Annotated in this window: 10 protein-coding genes; 1 reads left to right on the forward strand and 9 read right to left on the reverse strand. The window is 53.4% G+C overall.

Features of this window, described 5'->3' with window-relative positions:
* Window positions 1-11 precede the first annotated feature (11 nt).
* Window positions 12-2582 (forward strand): beta-mannosidase, encoded by a 2571-nt coding sequence (locus AC0LWT_RS34000; RefSeq protein WP_474685950.1) that lies wholly within the window; start codon window positions 12-14, stop codon window positions 2580-2582.
* A gap of 1398 nt (window positions 2583-3980) precedes the next feature.
* Here AC0LWT_RS34000 and AC0LWT_RS34005 read toward each other — a convergent pair.
* The 9 genes from AC0LWT_RS34005 to AC0LWT_RS34045 all read right to left on the reverse strand — a co-directional run bounded on the left by AC0LWT_RS34005 (window position 3981) and on the right by AC0LWT_RS34045 (window position 14090).
* A complete protein-coding gene (locus AC0LWT_RS34005) occupies window positions 3981-5177 on the reverse strand; it encodes an aminotransferase-like domain-containing protein (RefSeq protein ID WP_474685952.1) in 1197 nt (398 codons plus the stop codon).
* Window positions 5178-5269: 92 nt separating this feature from the next.
* Window positions 5270-6817 (reverse strand): 2-isopropylmalate synthase, encoded by a 1548-nt coding sequence (locus AC0LWT_RS34010; protein WP_474685954.1) that lies wholly within the window; start codon window positions 6815-6817, stop codon window positions 5270-5272.
* 113 nt (window positions 6818-6930) lie between these two features.
* Complete coding sequence (ilvC, locus tag AC0LWT_RS34015) at window positions 6931-7923, reverse strand: ketol-acid reductoisomerase (protein WP_474685956.1); 993 nt, start codon at window positions 7921-7923, stop codon at window positions 6931-6933.
* A 187-nt stretch (window positions 7924-8110) separates the two neighbouring features.
* Window positions 8111-8596, reverse strand: coding sequence for an acetolactate synthase small subunit (gene ilvN / locus AC0LWT_RS34020; RefSeq protein ID WP_474685958.1), 486 nt, complete (start codon window positions 8594-8596; stop codon window positions 8111-8113).
* Window positions 8593-10341, reverse strand: a complete 1749-nt coding sequence (gene ilvB, locus AC0LWT_RS34025; RefSeq protein WP_474685960.1) for a biosynthetic-type acetolactate synthase large subunit — start codon at window positions 10339-10341, stop codon at window positions 8593-8595. The genes ilvN and ilvB overlap by 4 nt, the downstream gene beginning before the upstream one ends.
* A 1126-nt stretch (window positions 10342-11467) precedes the next feature.
* Window positions 11468-11827 carry a 50S ribosomal protein L20 gene (gene rplT, locus AC0LWT_RS34030; protein ID WP_474685962.1) on the reverse strand — a complete coding sequence of 120 codons (360 nt, stop codon included), beginning with the start codon at window positions 11825-11827 and terminating at the stop codon, window positions 11468-11470.
* Between the two features lie 43 nt (window positions 11828-11870).
* The gene (rpmI, locus tag AC0LWT_RS34035) at window positions 11871-12071 is read right to left on the reverse strand and encodes a 50S ribosomal protein L35 (protein ID WP_474685964.1); all 201 of its coding nucleotides are present in this window, start codon (window positions 12069-12071) and stop codon (window positions 11871-11873) included.
* Window positions 12072-12100: 29 nt separating this feature from the next.
* Complete coding sequence (infC, locus tag AC0LWT_RS34040; RefSeq protein WP_474685966.1) at window positions 12101-12601, reverse strand: translation initiation factor IF-3; 501 nt, start codon at window positions 12599-12601, stop codon at window positions 12101-12103.
* A gap of 253 nt (window positions 12602-12854) precedes the next feature.
* Window positions 12855-14090, reverse strand: a complete 1236-nt coding sequence (locus AC0LWT_RS34045; protein ID WP_474685968.1) for a glycosyltransferase family 2 protein — start codon at window positions 14088-14090, stop codon at window positions 12855-12857.
* Window positions 14091-14383: the final 293 nt, after the last annotated feature.

Here is a 14383-nt window from a genome sequence, read left to right on the forward strand (position 1 = left end):
AGAGAACTTTCATGGAATTATCAGGTTTATGGCGAATTCAGCAGTTTGAAGCAGGACAAACCAGAGCGCTTGACATCGCGTCGGCCGGATTGGACGACCGCTTCTGGATTACGGCCAAAGTGCCGGGCGACGTGCACTCCGCATTGATCGAAAGAGGCATTATCGATAACCCTTATTTTGGACACAACGATCAAAAAAGCAGATGGATCGAGCAAAAGGAATGGTGGTACCGTTATTCCTTTTCATATGAGCTGAATGAGGGCAGCGGGGAGCGCCACGAGCTGATTTTCGAAGGGCTCGATACGTTCGCCACGATTTTCGTAAACGGGCACGAGATCGGCACGACCGCCAACATGCTGATGGCCCATACGTTTGACGTCACCCGCATCCTGCAAAACGGCAAAAATACGATAGCCGTAAAATTCGATCCGCTCTATTTGCACAACCGCGAAAAAGAGCAGTTCCAATGGTCGTCCTACACCAAAGAACGGCCCTGGCTGCGTAAAGCCGCAATGAATTTCGGCTGGGACTGGGGCCCGAGAATGGTAACCGTCGGCATCTGGGGCGGCGTCCGCATCGAGCGCAGGCGGCTTGCCAAGCTGGAAAGCGTCTTTGCCAGAGCGCGCTCGGTTTCCAAGGAGCAGGCCGATGTGCAAGTCGATGTGGAAGTGAAAACTTACCGCGCGGGCAGGGAGAGCCGGGGCAAAGGCAGCAAGGGCAACGGCAGTTGGGACAATGGCAGCAAGGACAAAGCAAGCCGGCGCGAATGCCGCATCCGTTTGCTCGATCGGGAGGGCCGCGCCGTTGCCTCCGCCGCAAGCCTCGTAACAGGCGGCTCGCATTCATTCGCGATTGAGGTTAAGAGCCCGCAGCTGTGGTGGACGCACGATTTGGGCGAGCCGTATTTGTACGAGCTGGAAGTTTTGCTGTACGCGGACGGGGAACTCGCGGATCAGTACCGCAAGCCGTTCGGCATCCGCATGATCGAGCTGCAGCTCGAAGACGAGCAGGGCCGGCCTGCGTTTGCTTTTGTGCTCAACGGAGTCAAGCTGTTCGCCAAAGGGGCCAACTGGATTCCCGCCGACCATTTTATCGGCAGCATTCCGGATGAGCGCTACCGCGATCTGATCGACCTGTCGGTCCTCTCCAACATGAACATGCTGCGCATCTGGGCCGGCGGCATTTACGAGAAGGACGTCTTTTATGAGGAGTGCGACAGACGAGGGGTGCTCGTTTGGCAGGATTTTGCGTTCGCCAACGCGCTTTTCCCTGATTTTAACCGCGATTTCATGGAAAATGTCCGCAATGAAGTTGTGTATAACATCAAGCGTCTGCGAAACTATGCTTCGCTTGCCCTTTGGTGCGGCAACAACGAAATTGACTGGCTCTACGATATGAAATCTTCCGGCGGAGACATCGATTGTCCCTTCTATGGAGAGGCGATCTATCACGAGCTGATTCCCGAAGCTTTGGAAGAGCTTGACGACAGCCGGGCTTACTGGCCTTCCTCGCCTTTCGGCGGCAATGATGCGAACGATCCGAATATCGGCGACCGCCACAACTGGCAAGTATGGCACGGCTCCGTGTATCCCCGCAAATTCGGCGAAGCGCCGCTGCTCGATTACAGCATTGAAGGCGTCACTTTTAAAAACTACAAAAAAGACTTCACTTTGTTCAGCAGCGAATTCGGCATGCACGCATCGGCAAACCGCTATACGCTGGAGAAAAATATTCCGCAGGGCCAATTTTACTGGAACAGTGTGGAGATGGCCTACCGCAACAAAGATACGAACCATCAAAAAGGCATTCTTCTGATGGAAGGATTCACAGGTATTCCCCGCGATATTGAGGAATATATGAACTTCTCCATGCTGACGCAGGCCGAAGGCCTCAAATACGGCATCGAGCATTACCGCCGCAACAAGCACCGTACGAGCGGATCGCTCGTCTGGCAGCACAACGACAGTTGGCCCGGCACAAGCTGGTCGCTGATCGACTATGAGCTGCTGCCGAAAGCGTCTTTCTACTATGCGGCCAAATTTTATCATCCGCTGCTACTCTCGCTCGACCATGAGCCAGGGCAGCCGCTGCGCGTCTGGGCGGTCAACGATACGCTCGACGCTTTGCAAGGACAAGTCAAGCTCAGCGTGTTCGACTACTTCGGCAAAGAACTGTTCACGCACTCGTTCACCGCGAACGTGCAGGCCAATTCCGCAAGCTTCCTCGGCAGCCTGAACGAAGCGGAGGTCTTGAACGGCGCGGACCCTGCGCAAGTCGTCGTGAAATTGAGCACCGCGGATTGGGCGGCGCCGGACAATCTGTTCTACTTGCGCGACCAGAAGGATCTGCAGCTTCCTGCCGCGAGCCTCAGCGTAGAAGTCGATCCGGCGGAGCAGACCGTCGCTATCACCGCAAACGGAGCGCATGCGCGCATGGTCAAAATCGACATACCGCAGGGCAACCTCCGGTTCAGCGACAATTTCTTCGACCTGCTCGCAGGCGAGACCAAAGTGATCCGCATCCGGCATCCGCATGGTCAGCCGGTCTCCCTGGCCGACATCCGCGTAAGCGCCATGAATTAAACCCGAAGAGGCAGTCCCGCAGCGGTGTATATCCACAGGGGGAACTGCCTCTTTCCTATTTACGCACACTGTCAATCGCGAAAAGTTTCCAACATCCGCCGGCTTCAGCGATTATGATCGCGGTCGGTCGACCGCATGAACGGCTTGATAACTCAAAAGCCTGCAAAAGTGCAGGCTTTTTCGATGGAATCGACCCGTTTTTGGGAAAAGCCTGCAATTGTGCAGGAATTTCCGCCGAAGAGCGGGCTGGACCCATAAACCTGCGAAAAAAACTGCAGATTTGCAGGAATTATCCGAAACGGGAGCTTCAAGGAGCAAAAAGATGTACTTTTGCAGGTTTTTGATTCGCTGCGCAGCACATCCGTTCGTTAGAAACTGCTGGTAACCCGAAAGCCTGCAAAAGTGCAGGCTTTGTCGTTGGAATCGGCCCGTTTTTGGGAAAAGCCTGCAATTGTGCAGGAATCTCCGCCGAAGAGCGGGCTGGACCCATAAACCTGCGAAAAAAACTGCAGATTTGCAGGAATTATCCGAAACGGGAGCTTCAAGGAGCAAAAAGATGTACTTTTGCAGGTTTTTGATTCGCTGCGCAGCACATCCGTTCGCTAGAAACTGCTGGTAACCCGAAAACCTGCAAAAGTGCAGGCTTTGTCGCTGGAATCGGCCCGTTTTTGGGAAAAGCCTGCAATTGTGCAGGAATTTCCGCCGAAGAGCGGGCTGGACCCATAAACCTGCGAAAAAAACTGCAGATTTGCAGGAATTATCCGAAACGGGAGCTTCAAGGAGCAAAAAGATGTACTTTTGCAGGTTTTTCGATAGTGCTGTGAAGCCAGGGGGAGTGCCAATCTCCTGCAGACTCTAAAAACCGAGCATCGTGCCGGATGTGAAATAACGCTGCAGTAGTGCGGCTGGTGGCGACCTTCCTTTCCATTCCGCGAAACGCCGCCGTGCATCCGTCGCAACGCCGCCGCTTTCGCTTGTGAAGCTGCGCCGATGAGCGCTCGGGCGGCGATTCCGCTTGTGAGGCTGCGGTGATGCGCACTCGGGTGGCGATTCCGCCTGTGAGGCTGCCGCAATTGCGCTCAAGCGACACTTCCTCATTTGAGGCTGCCGCAATTGCGCTCGGGCGGCACTTCCTCTTGTGAGGCTGCCGCAATTGCACTTAGGCGGCACTTCCTCATTTGAGGCTGCGGCGATAGCGCTCATGCCGCGCCTTCCTCCTGTGAGGCAGCGCGGAGCGCTCCGCCTCGCTGCGGAGCCAGCGTTGCAATAAGCGGGCAAAGCGCTCCGGCGCATCCGCCACAGCGCTGCTGCCGCTTTTCCCGCAGGCACGCCGCCCGCAAAAAAAACGCCTCCATCCCAATTAGGTTTGGAGGCGTTTTTCCGCTTCATTTTCAGCGGCTATACATTTTGCAGATAAGATGCCATCGCTTTGGCGAGTTTTTGCATCCCGAGGATCGTGTTGTCGCGGTCTGTATGCGTGTAATTCAGGCGCATCGTGTTGTACTGCGGGTTCTCGGCAAAAAACGTCGACCCCGGCACGAATGCGACGCCTTCCTGAACGGCCTGCTTGAGCAATTCCTCGGCGCGGATATGCTCTGGAAGTTCCACCCAGAAGAACATGCCTCCCTTCGGCTCCTCCCATTTCATTCCCGGCCAGCTCAGCTCGTTCAGCAAGCCTGCCATCAGCTTCATGCGCTGTCCGTAATGTTCGCGGATCAAAGCGATGTGCGCGTCCAGATCAAAATGCTCCAGCAAATGATACAGCGTCTGCTGGTCGATGCTGCTGGAATGCAGGTCGGCGGACTGCTTGAACCGCGCCATTTGACGGATAAGCGTCTGATCGCCGATGACCCAGCCTGTGCGGAAAGCCGGAGCGACCGTTTTGGAGAAGGTGCTCGTGTACACGACGCAGCCTCCTTCGGCACGGCCTCCCAGCGAAAATACCGTCGGGTACGTGGCGCTGCTGTCAAACTGGATCTCACCGTACGGATCGTCTTCGAGGATCAGCACGTCAGCCGCGCGGCAAATGTTCAGCAAGCCCTTGCGGCGCTCGAGGCTCCATACCCGGCCGGCCGGATTGGAGAACGTCGGTATGACATAAACCAGTTTAGGATTATGCGCGGCGATTTTCGCGGACAGATCGTCAAGAATCATCCCGTCATTATCGCTGTCTACGGAAATAATGCGTGCCCCTTTTGCCTGAAACACCTGCAGCGCCGCAAGATAAGTCGGTCTCTCGACAAGAATAATATCGCCTTCGTCGATATACACGCGGGTCAGCAGATCGATAGCTTGCTGCGAGCCTGTCGTCAGCAGCATCTCGTCCGGCGTAACGTGCATATTCTTGGTCGCCATACGGCGGCAAAGCGTCTCGCGCAAAGGCTTGAAGCCCTCGGTCAAACCGTATTGAAGCGCCCCCTTGCCCTGGGCGATGACTCTTTGAAACGCCTCGCTCACCGCCTCCAGAGGAAAAAACTCTTCTGCAGGCAGTCCGCCGGCAAAAGAAATGATGGAGCTGCCCTGAGTCAGCTTCAAAATTTCTCGCACCGCCGATGAGGAAAAACCATCCAGCGATTTGGAAAATCGAAAATTCATAACGGACGCATCCTTTCGTATTTGTAGAAAGCACCCCACAGCCCTTACAGCCAGTTGAGGTGCTTAACGTGATGAGCCTAAAGCAAAGTGCGTTAAATCAAAGAGACATTCCGGCGATTGCTCGTCGGCGTTTTGCGCTTGTCGATAAGCCGGTTCACCGCATCCAGATAAGCTTTGGCGCTGGCTTCAAGAATGTCCGTGCTGATGCCGCGGCCTTGGACGGAAATATCGTTTTGCTTGAGGACGACATGCACTTCGCCCAGCGCGTCCTTCCCGTGGGAAACGGACTTGATGGAGTAATCGTCAAGCTCGACTTCTTCCTTCGTCGCTTTATCGATGGCATTGTAAATCGCGTCTACGGAGCCGTTGCCGACTGCGCTTTCCGCAATTTCGCCGCCTTCCTGCAGGCGTACGTGCACCGTTGCCGTCGGGGTCATCTGGTTGCCGTAGGCTACCTGCAGGGCGCCGAGCGAAAATACTTCCGGCGTCTCGATCAGCTTCTCCTCGATCAGGGCGCGGATGTCTTCGTCCGCCACGTTTTTCTTGCGGTCCGCCAAATCCTTGAATTTGGCGAATGCGGCGTTGACCTGCTCGTCTCCGAGGTCGTAGCCGAGGTCGACCAGCTTCTCCCGGAACGCGTGGCGTCCGGAGTGTTTGCCCAGTACGAGCTTGCTCTCCTTGACACCGATGGTTTCAGGGGAGATGATCTCGTACGTCGTTTTTTCCTTCAGCATCCCGTCCTGATGGATGCCGGATTCGTGCGCGAACGCGTTGGCGCCTACGATCGCTTTGTTGCCTGGCACCACCATGCCGGTCAGCTTGCTGACCAAACGGCTGGTGCGGTAGATCTCGCTCAGAACAAGCGATGTCTTCGCTTGGAAAAACTCCTGGCGCGTCTCGAGCGCCAAAGCGACTTCCTCGAGCGAGGTGTTGCCTGCGCGCTCGCCGATGCCGTTGATGGTGCCTTCGATTTGATCGGCACCGTTCAATACCGCCGCGAGCGCGTTAGCCGTAGCCATGCCGAGATCGTCATGGCAATGCGCGCTCAGCTGAATTTTTTCAATGCCTGGCACGGTGTCCTTCAGCATTTTAAAAATGTTGCCGTAGTCGTAAGGGGTCATATACCCGACCGTATCCGGGATATTGACTACCGTTGCGCCTGCGCGGATCGCCATAGCCGTTACTTCGGCGATGAAATCCAGCTCGGTGCGCCCTGCGTCCTCCAGCGAAAATTCGATTTTGCTGAAATATTTTTTGGCGTATTTGATTGCCGCCTCTGCGGTTTCCAGCACTTGATGCTTCTCCATCCGCAGCTTGTGCTGGCGGTGGATCGGCGAAGTTGCGAGGAACAAGTGAATGCACGGGTCCTGTGCCCCTTGCAGCGCTTCTCTGACGGCTTCGATGTCCTGCTCCCGGGAACGGGACAGCCCGATGACAGAGGCATTCTTGACCGCTCTGGCAACGGCGTTCACGCCTGCCAGATCCCCCGGTGAAGCTGCCGGGAATCCGGCTTCCATACGGTCGATCCCCAGCTTCTCCAGCTGAAGGGCGATCTCGACCTTCTCCTGGACGTTCAGGTTCACTCCCGGCGACTGTTCGCCGTCCCGCAGCGTCGTATCAAAGATGTAAATTTTACGCACAGTATGTCACCTCCTGATGGCTGTTAAAAGGCCTTACTCGTCTTTATAGTATTCACAGGGAGTGAACGGGCAAACCATGCTCCGATCACTCCCTGCGATTGTGAAAGCTTATATTATTTCTTGATCCAGTGCATCATTTCGCGCAATTGTGCGCCAACGACTTCGATCGGATGCTCGGACTCGTTGCGGCGCGTTGCATTCATGAACGCGTTGTTGGATTGGTTTTCCAGGATGAAATCGCGTGCGAACTTGCCTTGTTGGATGTCGGAAAGAACTTCTTTCATCGCTTTTTTCGTTTCGGCTGTGATCACGCGAGGTCCTGTTACATAGTCACCGTACTCGGCTGTGTTGGAGATGGAGCTGCGCATCGAAGCAAGTCCGCCTTCGTACATCATGTCGACGATCAGCTTCAGTTCGTGCAAGCACTCGAAGTATGCCATTTCAGGAGCGTAGCCTGCTTCAACCAATGTTTCGAAACCGGCTTTAACCAGTGCAGTCGCACCGCCGCAAAGAACGGCTTGCTCACCGAACAGATCCGTTTCGGTTTCTTCGCGGAAGGACGTTTCAATAACGCCGGCGCGCGTACAGCCGATACCTTTTGCATAAGCAAGTCCGATCGCTTTTGCGTTGCCTGTAGCGTCTTTCTCGATTGCGATCAGGCCAGGAACGCCGAAGCCTTCTACATACGTGCGGCGCACCATGTGTCCTGGGGATTTAGGAGCTACGAGGAACACGTCGGTGCCTTCAGGAGCAACGATTTGTCCGAAGTGAATGTTGAAACCGTGGGAGAACATCAATGCTGCGCCTTTTTTCATGTTAGGCTGGATGGACTCGCGGTATACGCGGGCTTGAGTTTCGTCCGGCATCAGGATTTGGATCACGTCAGCGCGTCTTGCCGCCTCGTCAACGGATACGACTTCGAAACCGTCATTTTTTGCCGTATTCCAGGAACGGCCTTCGCGAAGACCGATGATAACGTTCAATCCGCTGTCGCGCAGGTTTTGCGCTTGTGCGTGCCCTTGGGAACCATAACCGATGATTGCGATCGTTTTGCCTTTCAATACCGCCAAGTCTGCATCTTTTTCATAATAAGTAGTAACTGCCATTTGGAATAAATCCTCCTTTGATATGATAAATCCGTATTTTCTACCCCTTGAGTGGGTGTTTCAACAGTTTACCCCCGAATGCGCGGGCGGGTTGACGCTTGCCAACGGCCTGGCCTTTTCAAAAGCGGAAGAGTACACCGCTGAAAGCCCCACTCAAGGAGGCTTTTCCTTTCCGGTTGACCTCCGCTTACCGAACGGAACCGCGAATCATCGCAGTCGCTCCCGTGCGGGAAAGCTCGCGGATGCCATAAGGACGAAGCAATTCGACCATAGCATCTATTTTATCCGAATCTCCCACAACTTGCACGATCAGCGAGCTGGGTCCGATATCGACGACCGCTGCGCGGAACGTCTCGACAATGCCGAGAATTTCCGGACGCATCGCCGGCTCGGCGTTAACCTTGATAAGCGCCAATTCTCTGGCGACCATCGGGTTCGCGCTTAAATCCACGACTTTGATGACGTCGATCAGCTTGTACAACTGTTTGGAAATTTGCTCCAGCGTATTCTCGTCGCCGGTCGTGACGATAACCATTCGGGAAAGTCCGATTTCTTCGGACTCCCCGACAGTGATGCTCTCGATGTTGAAGCCTCTTCTTCCGAACAAGCCGGATACGCGCTGAAGGACTCCAGGCTGATTGTTTACCAGAACGGATATCGTATGTCTCATCATTCCGAATCCCCCATTATCATGTCACTTATCGTATCGCCTGCTTTAACCATCGGGAAAACATTCTCGCCCCTCGGCACGACGAAATCAATAACGACCGGTCCCGGCGTATCCAGCGCTTCCTGCCAAACTCTTCTGGCCTCTTCCTTCGTAGTCGCCCGCAATCCTTTGACTCCGTAAGCTTCAGCCAGCTTTACAAAGTCAGGGCTGCCTGCGAGGTCGATGTGGCTGTAGCGGTTCTCGTAGATGATTTCCTGCCACTGGCGAACCATTCCCAGCACCTGGTTGTTGATAATAACAACCTTAACGGGGATGTTATTGATCGCGCAGATCGCCAGCTCTTGCGCACACATTTGCACGCCGCCGTCGCCATTGATCGATACGACGAGCTTATCCGGATTGCCGAGCTGCGCGCCGATGGCGGAAGGGAACCCGAAGCCCATCGTGCCAAGACCGCCGGAAGTTACCAGAGAGCGGGGGTTTTTGAAACGGTAGTACTGAGCCGCCCACATTTGGTGCTGTCCTACGTCCGTAGTTATGATCGCTTCGCCTTTGGTCGTTTCGCTGATCATCTCAATAACAAATTGCGGCTTCAATTCGTTATCGCTGTCGTTGTATTTCAGCGGGAATTCCGCTTTATTCTTCTGGATTTGCGCAATCCACGCTTCGCTCTTGGCAGGCTTCGCCTTCGTATTCGCGTATTCCAGAACCGCTTTTACATCGCCTACGCAAGGGATGTCCGTCTTGACGTTCTTTCCGATTTCCGCCGGATCGACATCGATATGCGCGATCACTTTCACTTTTGGCGCGAAACCGTCGAGTCTCATCGTCACGCGGTCATCGAAACGGGAGCCGATGGAGATCAGCAGGTCGGCATTTTGGATCGCCTCGTTGGCCGTGTACGTGCCGTGCATGCCCGGCATGCCCATCCAGAGCTCATGGGCGCTCGGGAATCCGCTCAGCCCGAGAAGCGTCGTCGTGACCGGGATACGCGTCTTGTTGACGAATTCGATCAGTTCCTTGGAAGCGTCCGCGTATACGACGCCGCCTCCGGCGATAATAACCGGACGCTCGGCCGCTTCAATCGCTTTGAGCAGCTTATCCACCTGCAGTTTGTTCGGCTGTACGGTCGGATTGTAGCCGCGAACGCTAACTCCGGTTACAGGCTCGAACACGGTCTTGTTGGCGGAGACATCTTTCGGAATGTCGATCAGCACCGGACCTTTGCGTCCGGAGTTGGCAATGTGGAACGCCTCGTGAATAATGCGGGGCAGATCATTTACATCGCGAACCAGGTAACTATGCTTCGTAATCGGCATTGTGATTCCCGTAATGTCGGCTTCCTGGAACGCGTCCGTGCCGATAAAGTTCGTTGCGACGTTGCCGGTAATGACAACCAGCGGAACCGAATCCATATATGCGGTGGCGATGCCTGTGACCAGGTTGGTAGCCCCCGGTCCCGAAGTTGCGATGCAGACGCCTACTTTACCCGTGGAACGGGCATAACCGTCGGCAGCGTGAATCGCTCCCTGTTCGTGTCTGGTAAGCAAATGGTTAAAATCGGAGAAGCCGTGCATCGCGTCGTAGATGTACAATACGGCGCCGCCCGGATACCCGAAGACGCACTCCACACCCTCCAGCAGCAGGCTGCGCAGCAAAATTTCCGAACCCGTAATCAAATCCGGCTGCTTCAGTTTTTCCATCAATTCTTCTTTCGATCTTTTCGGTTGTTGTGTCTCGACATTCATTTGTGATCCTCCTCTCAAAAAGTCAGTTCGCTATGCTGGCCATCGTTTCAGGCCATCAAAAAAACCCCATCCATCCCGAACACGCACATGACGTGTTAAACGGGACGAAAGGGGTTAGAGCTTCCGTGGTACCACCCAAATTTGCTACGCGCCTCACAACGCATAACCTTAGCAGGTACGGGTCGATGATGACCGATACCCTAGCACGGTAACGTGTGCTACTCCGATTTTCCCTACTACGCTGCGGCGGTCCCGCAAGTTTCAGGAAAACAGCTCCGAGGTGACCTCGTACGTAAGGGATTAAGGCGATGGTTTCAGCATATCCAACGCTCTCTGAGCATAATTGCCCTCACAACTTCTTCCTCTTCATAGCCGATTATCCAATGTCAATTCCTCACATATAGAATATAACTTAAAGTCAATTATATGCGTGTCATCCACTATAGTCAATAGTTTGTCTAATAAAAATTCCGCAGCAAGTGCGACACTCTGTTAGGTTGATCAGAGCAGGACACAGGCATGGGCGGAGCAGACACGTCTCGTTTGGGCGCAACCGTTCATGCAGCGGTTTGGCAAGCTGAAAAGCCTGCAATTGTTGAGAAACTCGCCTACTGGAACTTGCGTTAGCGCTAAGGCATCTCCGGCTAAGGAGAGAAAGCCTGCAAAAGTGCAGGCTTTTTCGATGGAAACGGCTCGTTTGGCTGAAAAGCCTGCGATTGTGCAGGAATTCCCGGGCATGTTGGGCCTGAGTGCGAATTTGAGCGATAAAACCTGCAGATTTGCAGGAATTTTTCGCTGCAGGCGTATTAACGAGCAAAAAGCTGCACTTTTGCAGGAATTCACCGCTTTGCTAGGCTGAAATGCAGCTCGCTCCAGCACGCGGGTTTTTCAACAGCCCGCTCTTGGGCGGCATTCCCCCTGCGTTGCTAGGCTGAAGTGCTGCTCGCTCCAGCACGCGAGTTTTTCAGCAGCGCGCTCTTGGGGCGGGCTGTTCGGGCTGCGAAGCCGCTTCATAGTGCGAGCGATTTTATACGCACAGCCGCCCCAGACAGCGCGACATAAGACAGCGCCGAAAAAAAGAGACCTGCCCTCATGGGGCAAGTCTCCTCGAACGCTAGCACGAAGCTTACGCGTTTACTTTTGCTTTGGCTGCAGCCGCCAGGTCGTTGAACGCTTTGGAGTCGTTCACAGCCAGGTCTGCAAGGATTTTGCGGTTGATGTCGATACCGGCCAGTTTCAGGCCATGCATCAATTTGCTGTAGCTCAGGCCGTTTTGGCGAGCTGCCGCGTTAATACGCACGATCCACAGCTTGCGGAAATCACGCTTCCGTTGACGGCGGTCACGGTATGCGTACAGCAAGGATTTCATCACTTGCTCTTTTGCTGTTTTAAATAATCTATGTTTGGAACCGAAGTAACCTTTTGCCAGTTTTAAAATTTTCTTGCGACGATGAGCGCGAATAAAACCGCCCTTGACTCTTGCCATTGTCAACTACCTCCCGGAATGTATATGTGATGTTGCGTTATCGTTACTTGATGTTAGCAAGTTGTTGCTTCAGGCGACGTACGTCTCCCGGAGCCATAACCGGATTTGTGGACAGAACGCGTTTTTGACGCGCCGTTTTACCGGACAGCAAATGGTTTTTGCCGGATTTGTATCTTTTCACTTTACCGGTGCCGGTAATTTTGAAACGATCCTTCAAGCTGCTGTGAGTTTTCATTTTTGGCATGGGGTGTTCCTCCTAATTTAGTAAATCGCCTAAGTTGTAGCTTTTGGCGTTAAAATCATGATCATGCTTCTTCCCTCAAGCTTGGGAGCACGCTCCATCGAAGAGATGTCGGCCGTTTCCGCAGCAAGGCGGTCGAGCACTTTTTTGCCGATCTCGGCATGCGCGATTTCGCGGCCGCGGAAGCGTACGCTCGCCTTCACTTTGTCGCCGTCGCCAAGGAACTTGACTGCGTTGCGAAGCTTGGTCTGAAAGTCGTGCTCATCGATCGTCGCGCTTAAGCGGATTTCCTTGATGTCCACGATTTTCTGATTTTTGCGGGCTTCCTTCTCTTTCTTTTGCAGCTCGTACCGGTATTTCCCGTAATCCATAATGCGGCATACAGGCGGCTTGGCTGTTGGAGCTACGTTCACCAAATCCAGGTTGGCGTCCACTGCAATCTGAAGAGCTTCGCGAATCGGCTTAATGCCGAGCTGTTCTCCGTCCGCCCCGATCAGGCGTACTTCCTTCACGCGAATCTCGTCATTAATCATATGGTCTTTGCTAATAATGTTTCACCTCCACAGGTATGTAACGACAGTATCCTTTTAAGGGCCCGTCATATCTACACAAAAAAAGATGCGGGCGCAAGAAGCCCACATCTTTCATCAATAACAGGTTTCAAAACCTATTCTACGTGCATGATGATTATCGAGAACCAGCCAACCAAGGTGTCGGTCAGGTGAGAAGCGGGCGCCTCTGCTTTTACTTGAACTACTATATCACTTCAGATCGGTGAAGTCAACACTAACTTGCCTGCTTGCTCTTCATCTCTTCCAAACGAATGACGCGCGTATGTTCCGTATGGCTCCATTGCTTGTTGTTTTGCGTGAAGAAGGCGTAGAACGTAATCGGCCACCAGGAAATCATGAAAATCGGATACAGGATCAGGTACTTGTATGTTTTCCAAGGCGCTCTCTCGATGTACATGGAAATCGGGAGAAGCACGTAGATCGCAACGCTGATCGAGTTGAAGAACACCGGATTGACATCAACAAGCATCGGCGTGTCGGACCAGCCGGGAGTAATCTGTTTGATCCACAGCAGTACGCTGATAATAGCGCCGAAAAAGAAGTTGTACACATTTGCGGAATAAATCGCCGCATCGATTTTGGTCCAGCTGCCCTCTTTGATTCCCTGCCACAGCAGCGGGAAGAAGTAGCGCTTCGCTACGTCGAAATGCCCCTGCATCCAGCGCAAACGCTGTTTGGCGGACGCTTTAAAGGTAAGCGGCTTCTCGTCATATACTTTGGTTTCGTAATTGAACGTGGGTCGAATACCCAGCTTGATGCAGCGCATCGAGAATTCCAAATCCTCTACAAGGCTCGTAGCTCCCCAGCCGATCTGCTTTAAAAGGCTGGATTCAAAGCACATGCCGGTACCGCCGAGATAATTGGCAAGTCCCAGGTTCGTTCTCGGCATTTGCCAGAAACGGTTGGCGAAATAATACGAAATCGCATAGGAACCCGTGACCCAGGAGTCATTGGGGTTTTTAGTATCCAGGTACGCTTGAATGACCCTTGAGCCCGAACACAGATCGTTGTTCATATGCGTCAAATAATCCGGGCTGGACAGATTGTCGGCATCGAACATCACGACTGCATCGTACTGGCGCTCGCGTTTCCAAAGCTCCTTGAGCATCCATTCGATCGCATAGCCTTTGCCTCTCAAATTCGGATTGTTCCGCTCCATCGCATATACGCCGTAGCTGCGGGCAATGTCAGCTGTACTGTCCGTACAGTTATCGCAGATGACGAAAATATCGTAGAGCTCTTTTGGGTAATCCAGGCCCTTCAGGTTTTCGATCAAAGCGCCGACCACCTGCTCTTCGTTATGAGCGGCGACGAGAACGGCGAAAGATTTTTGCGGTGCAAACTGCTTTTTGTTGCGCGGTCTGTACCATCCAAAGAAAGTTAAAAACAACTGGTATGCTCCTACACAAGCCAATCCGATTTGAAAGAAAAGCATGATTTTGTCCAGCATGAAGCAAAAGTCCCCCTTTTTGTGTATGCACCGCAGCTTTTCTCTATGTATATTCTGTGTGCACGTATGTACAGGTGAATAACGTTCTTGATTTTCCTCTCTTTCCCGCGATTTGTCAAAGTCTGCGAAAACCGAAATTGCGCCAGTTCTTCAACGTTTATGGGGAAAGTCAAATTTTAGGCCGCCGTCACTTGCAATCAGTTCGTTACAGTCTCGTTTTCATCGTTTTTCATTTTATTGTGCACCAAAAGTTCACCGTTTAGACGAACCCCGCGAGGTGTACGGGGATTATT

This window comes from Paenibacillus sp. sgz302164 (assembly GCF_056120505.1).

Excerpts from the sequence above, each read along its gene's own strand:
- rplT (WP_474685962.1), bottom strand. The coding sequence starts at position 11,827 with ATGGCAAGAGTCAAGGGCGGTTTTATTCGCGCTCATCGTCGCAAGAAA.
- ilvN (WP_474685958.1), bottom strand. The coding sequence starts at position 8,596 with ATGATGAGACATACGATATCCGTTCTGGTAAACAATCAGCCTGGAGTC.
- ilvB (WP_474685960.1), bottom strand. The coding sequence starts at position 10,341 with ATGAATGTCGAGACACAACAACCGAAAAGATCGAAAGAAGAATTGATG.
- infC (WP_474685966.1), bottom strand. The coding sequence starts at position 12,601 with ATGATTAATGACGAGATTCGCGTGAAGGAAGTACGCCTGATCGGGGCG.
- ilvC (WP_474685956.1), bottom strand. The coding sequence starts at position 7,923 with ATGGCAGTTACTACTTATTATGAAAAAGATGCAGACTTGGCGGTATTG.
- AC0LWT_RS34005 (WP_474685952.1), bottom strand. The coding sequence starts at position 5,177 with ATGAATTTTCGATTTTCCAAATCGCTGGATGGTTTTTCCTCATCGGCG.
- AC0LWT_RS34045 (WP_474685968.1), bottom strand. The coding sequence starts at position 14,090 with ATGCTGGACAAAATCATGCTTTTCTTTCAAATCGGATTGGCTTGTGTA.
- AC0LWT_RS34000 (WP_474685950.1), top strand. The coding sequence starts at position 12 with ATGGAATTATCAGGTTTATGGCGAATTCAGCAGTTTGAAGCAGGACAA.
- rpmI (WP_474685964.1), bottom strand. The coding sequence starts at position 12,071 with ATGCCAAAAATGAAAACTCACAGCAGCTTGAAGGATCGTTTCAAAATT.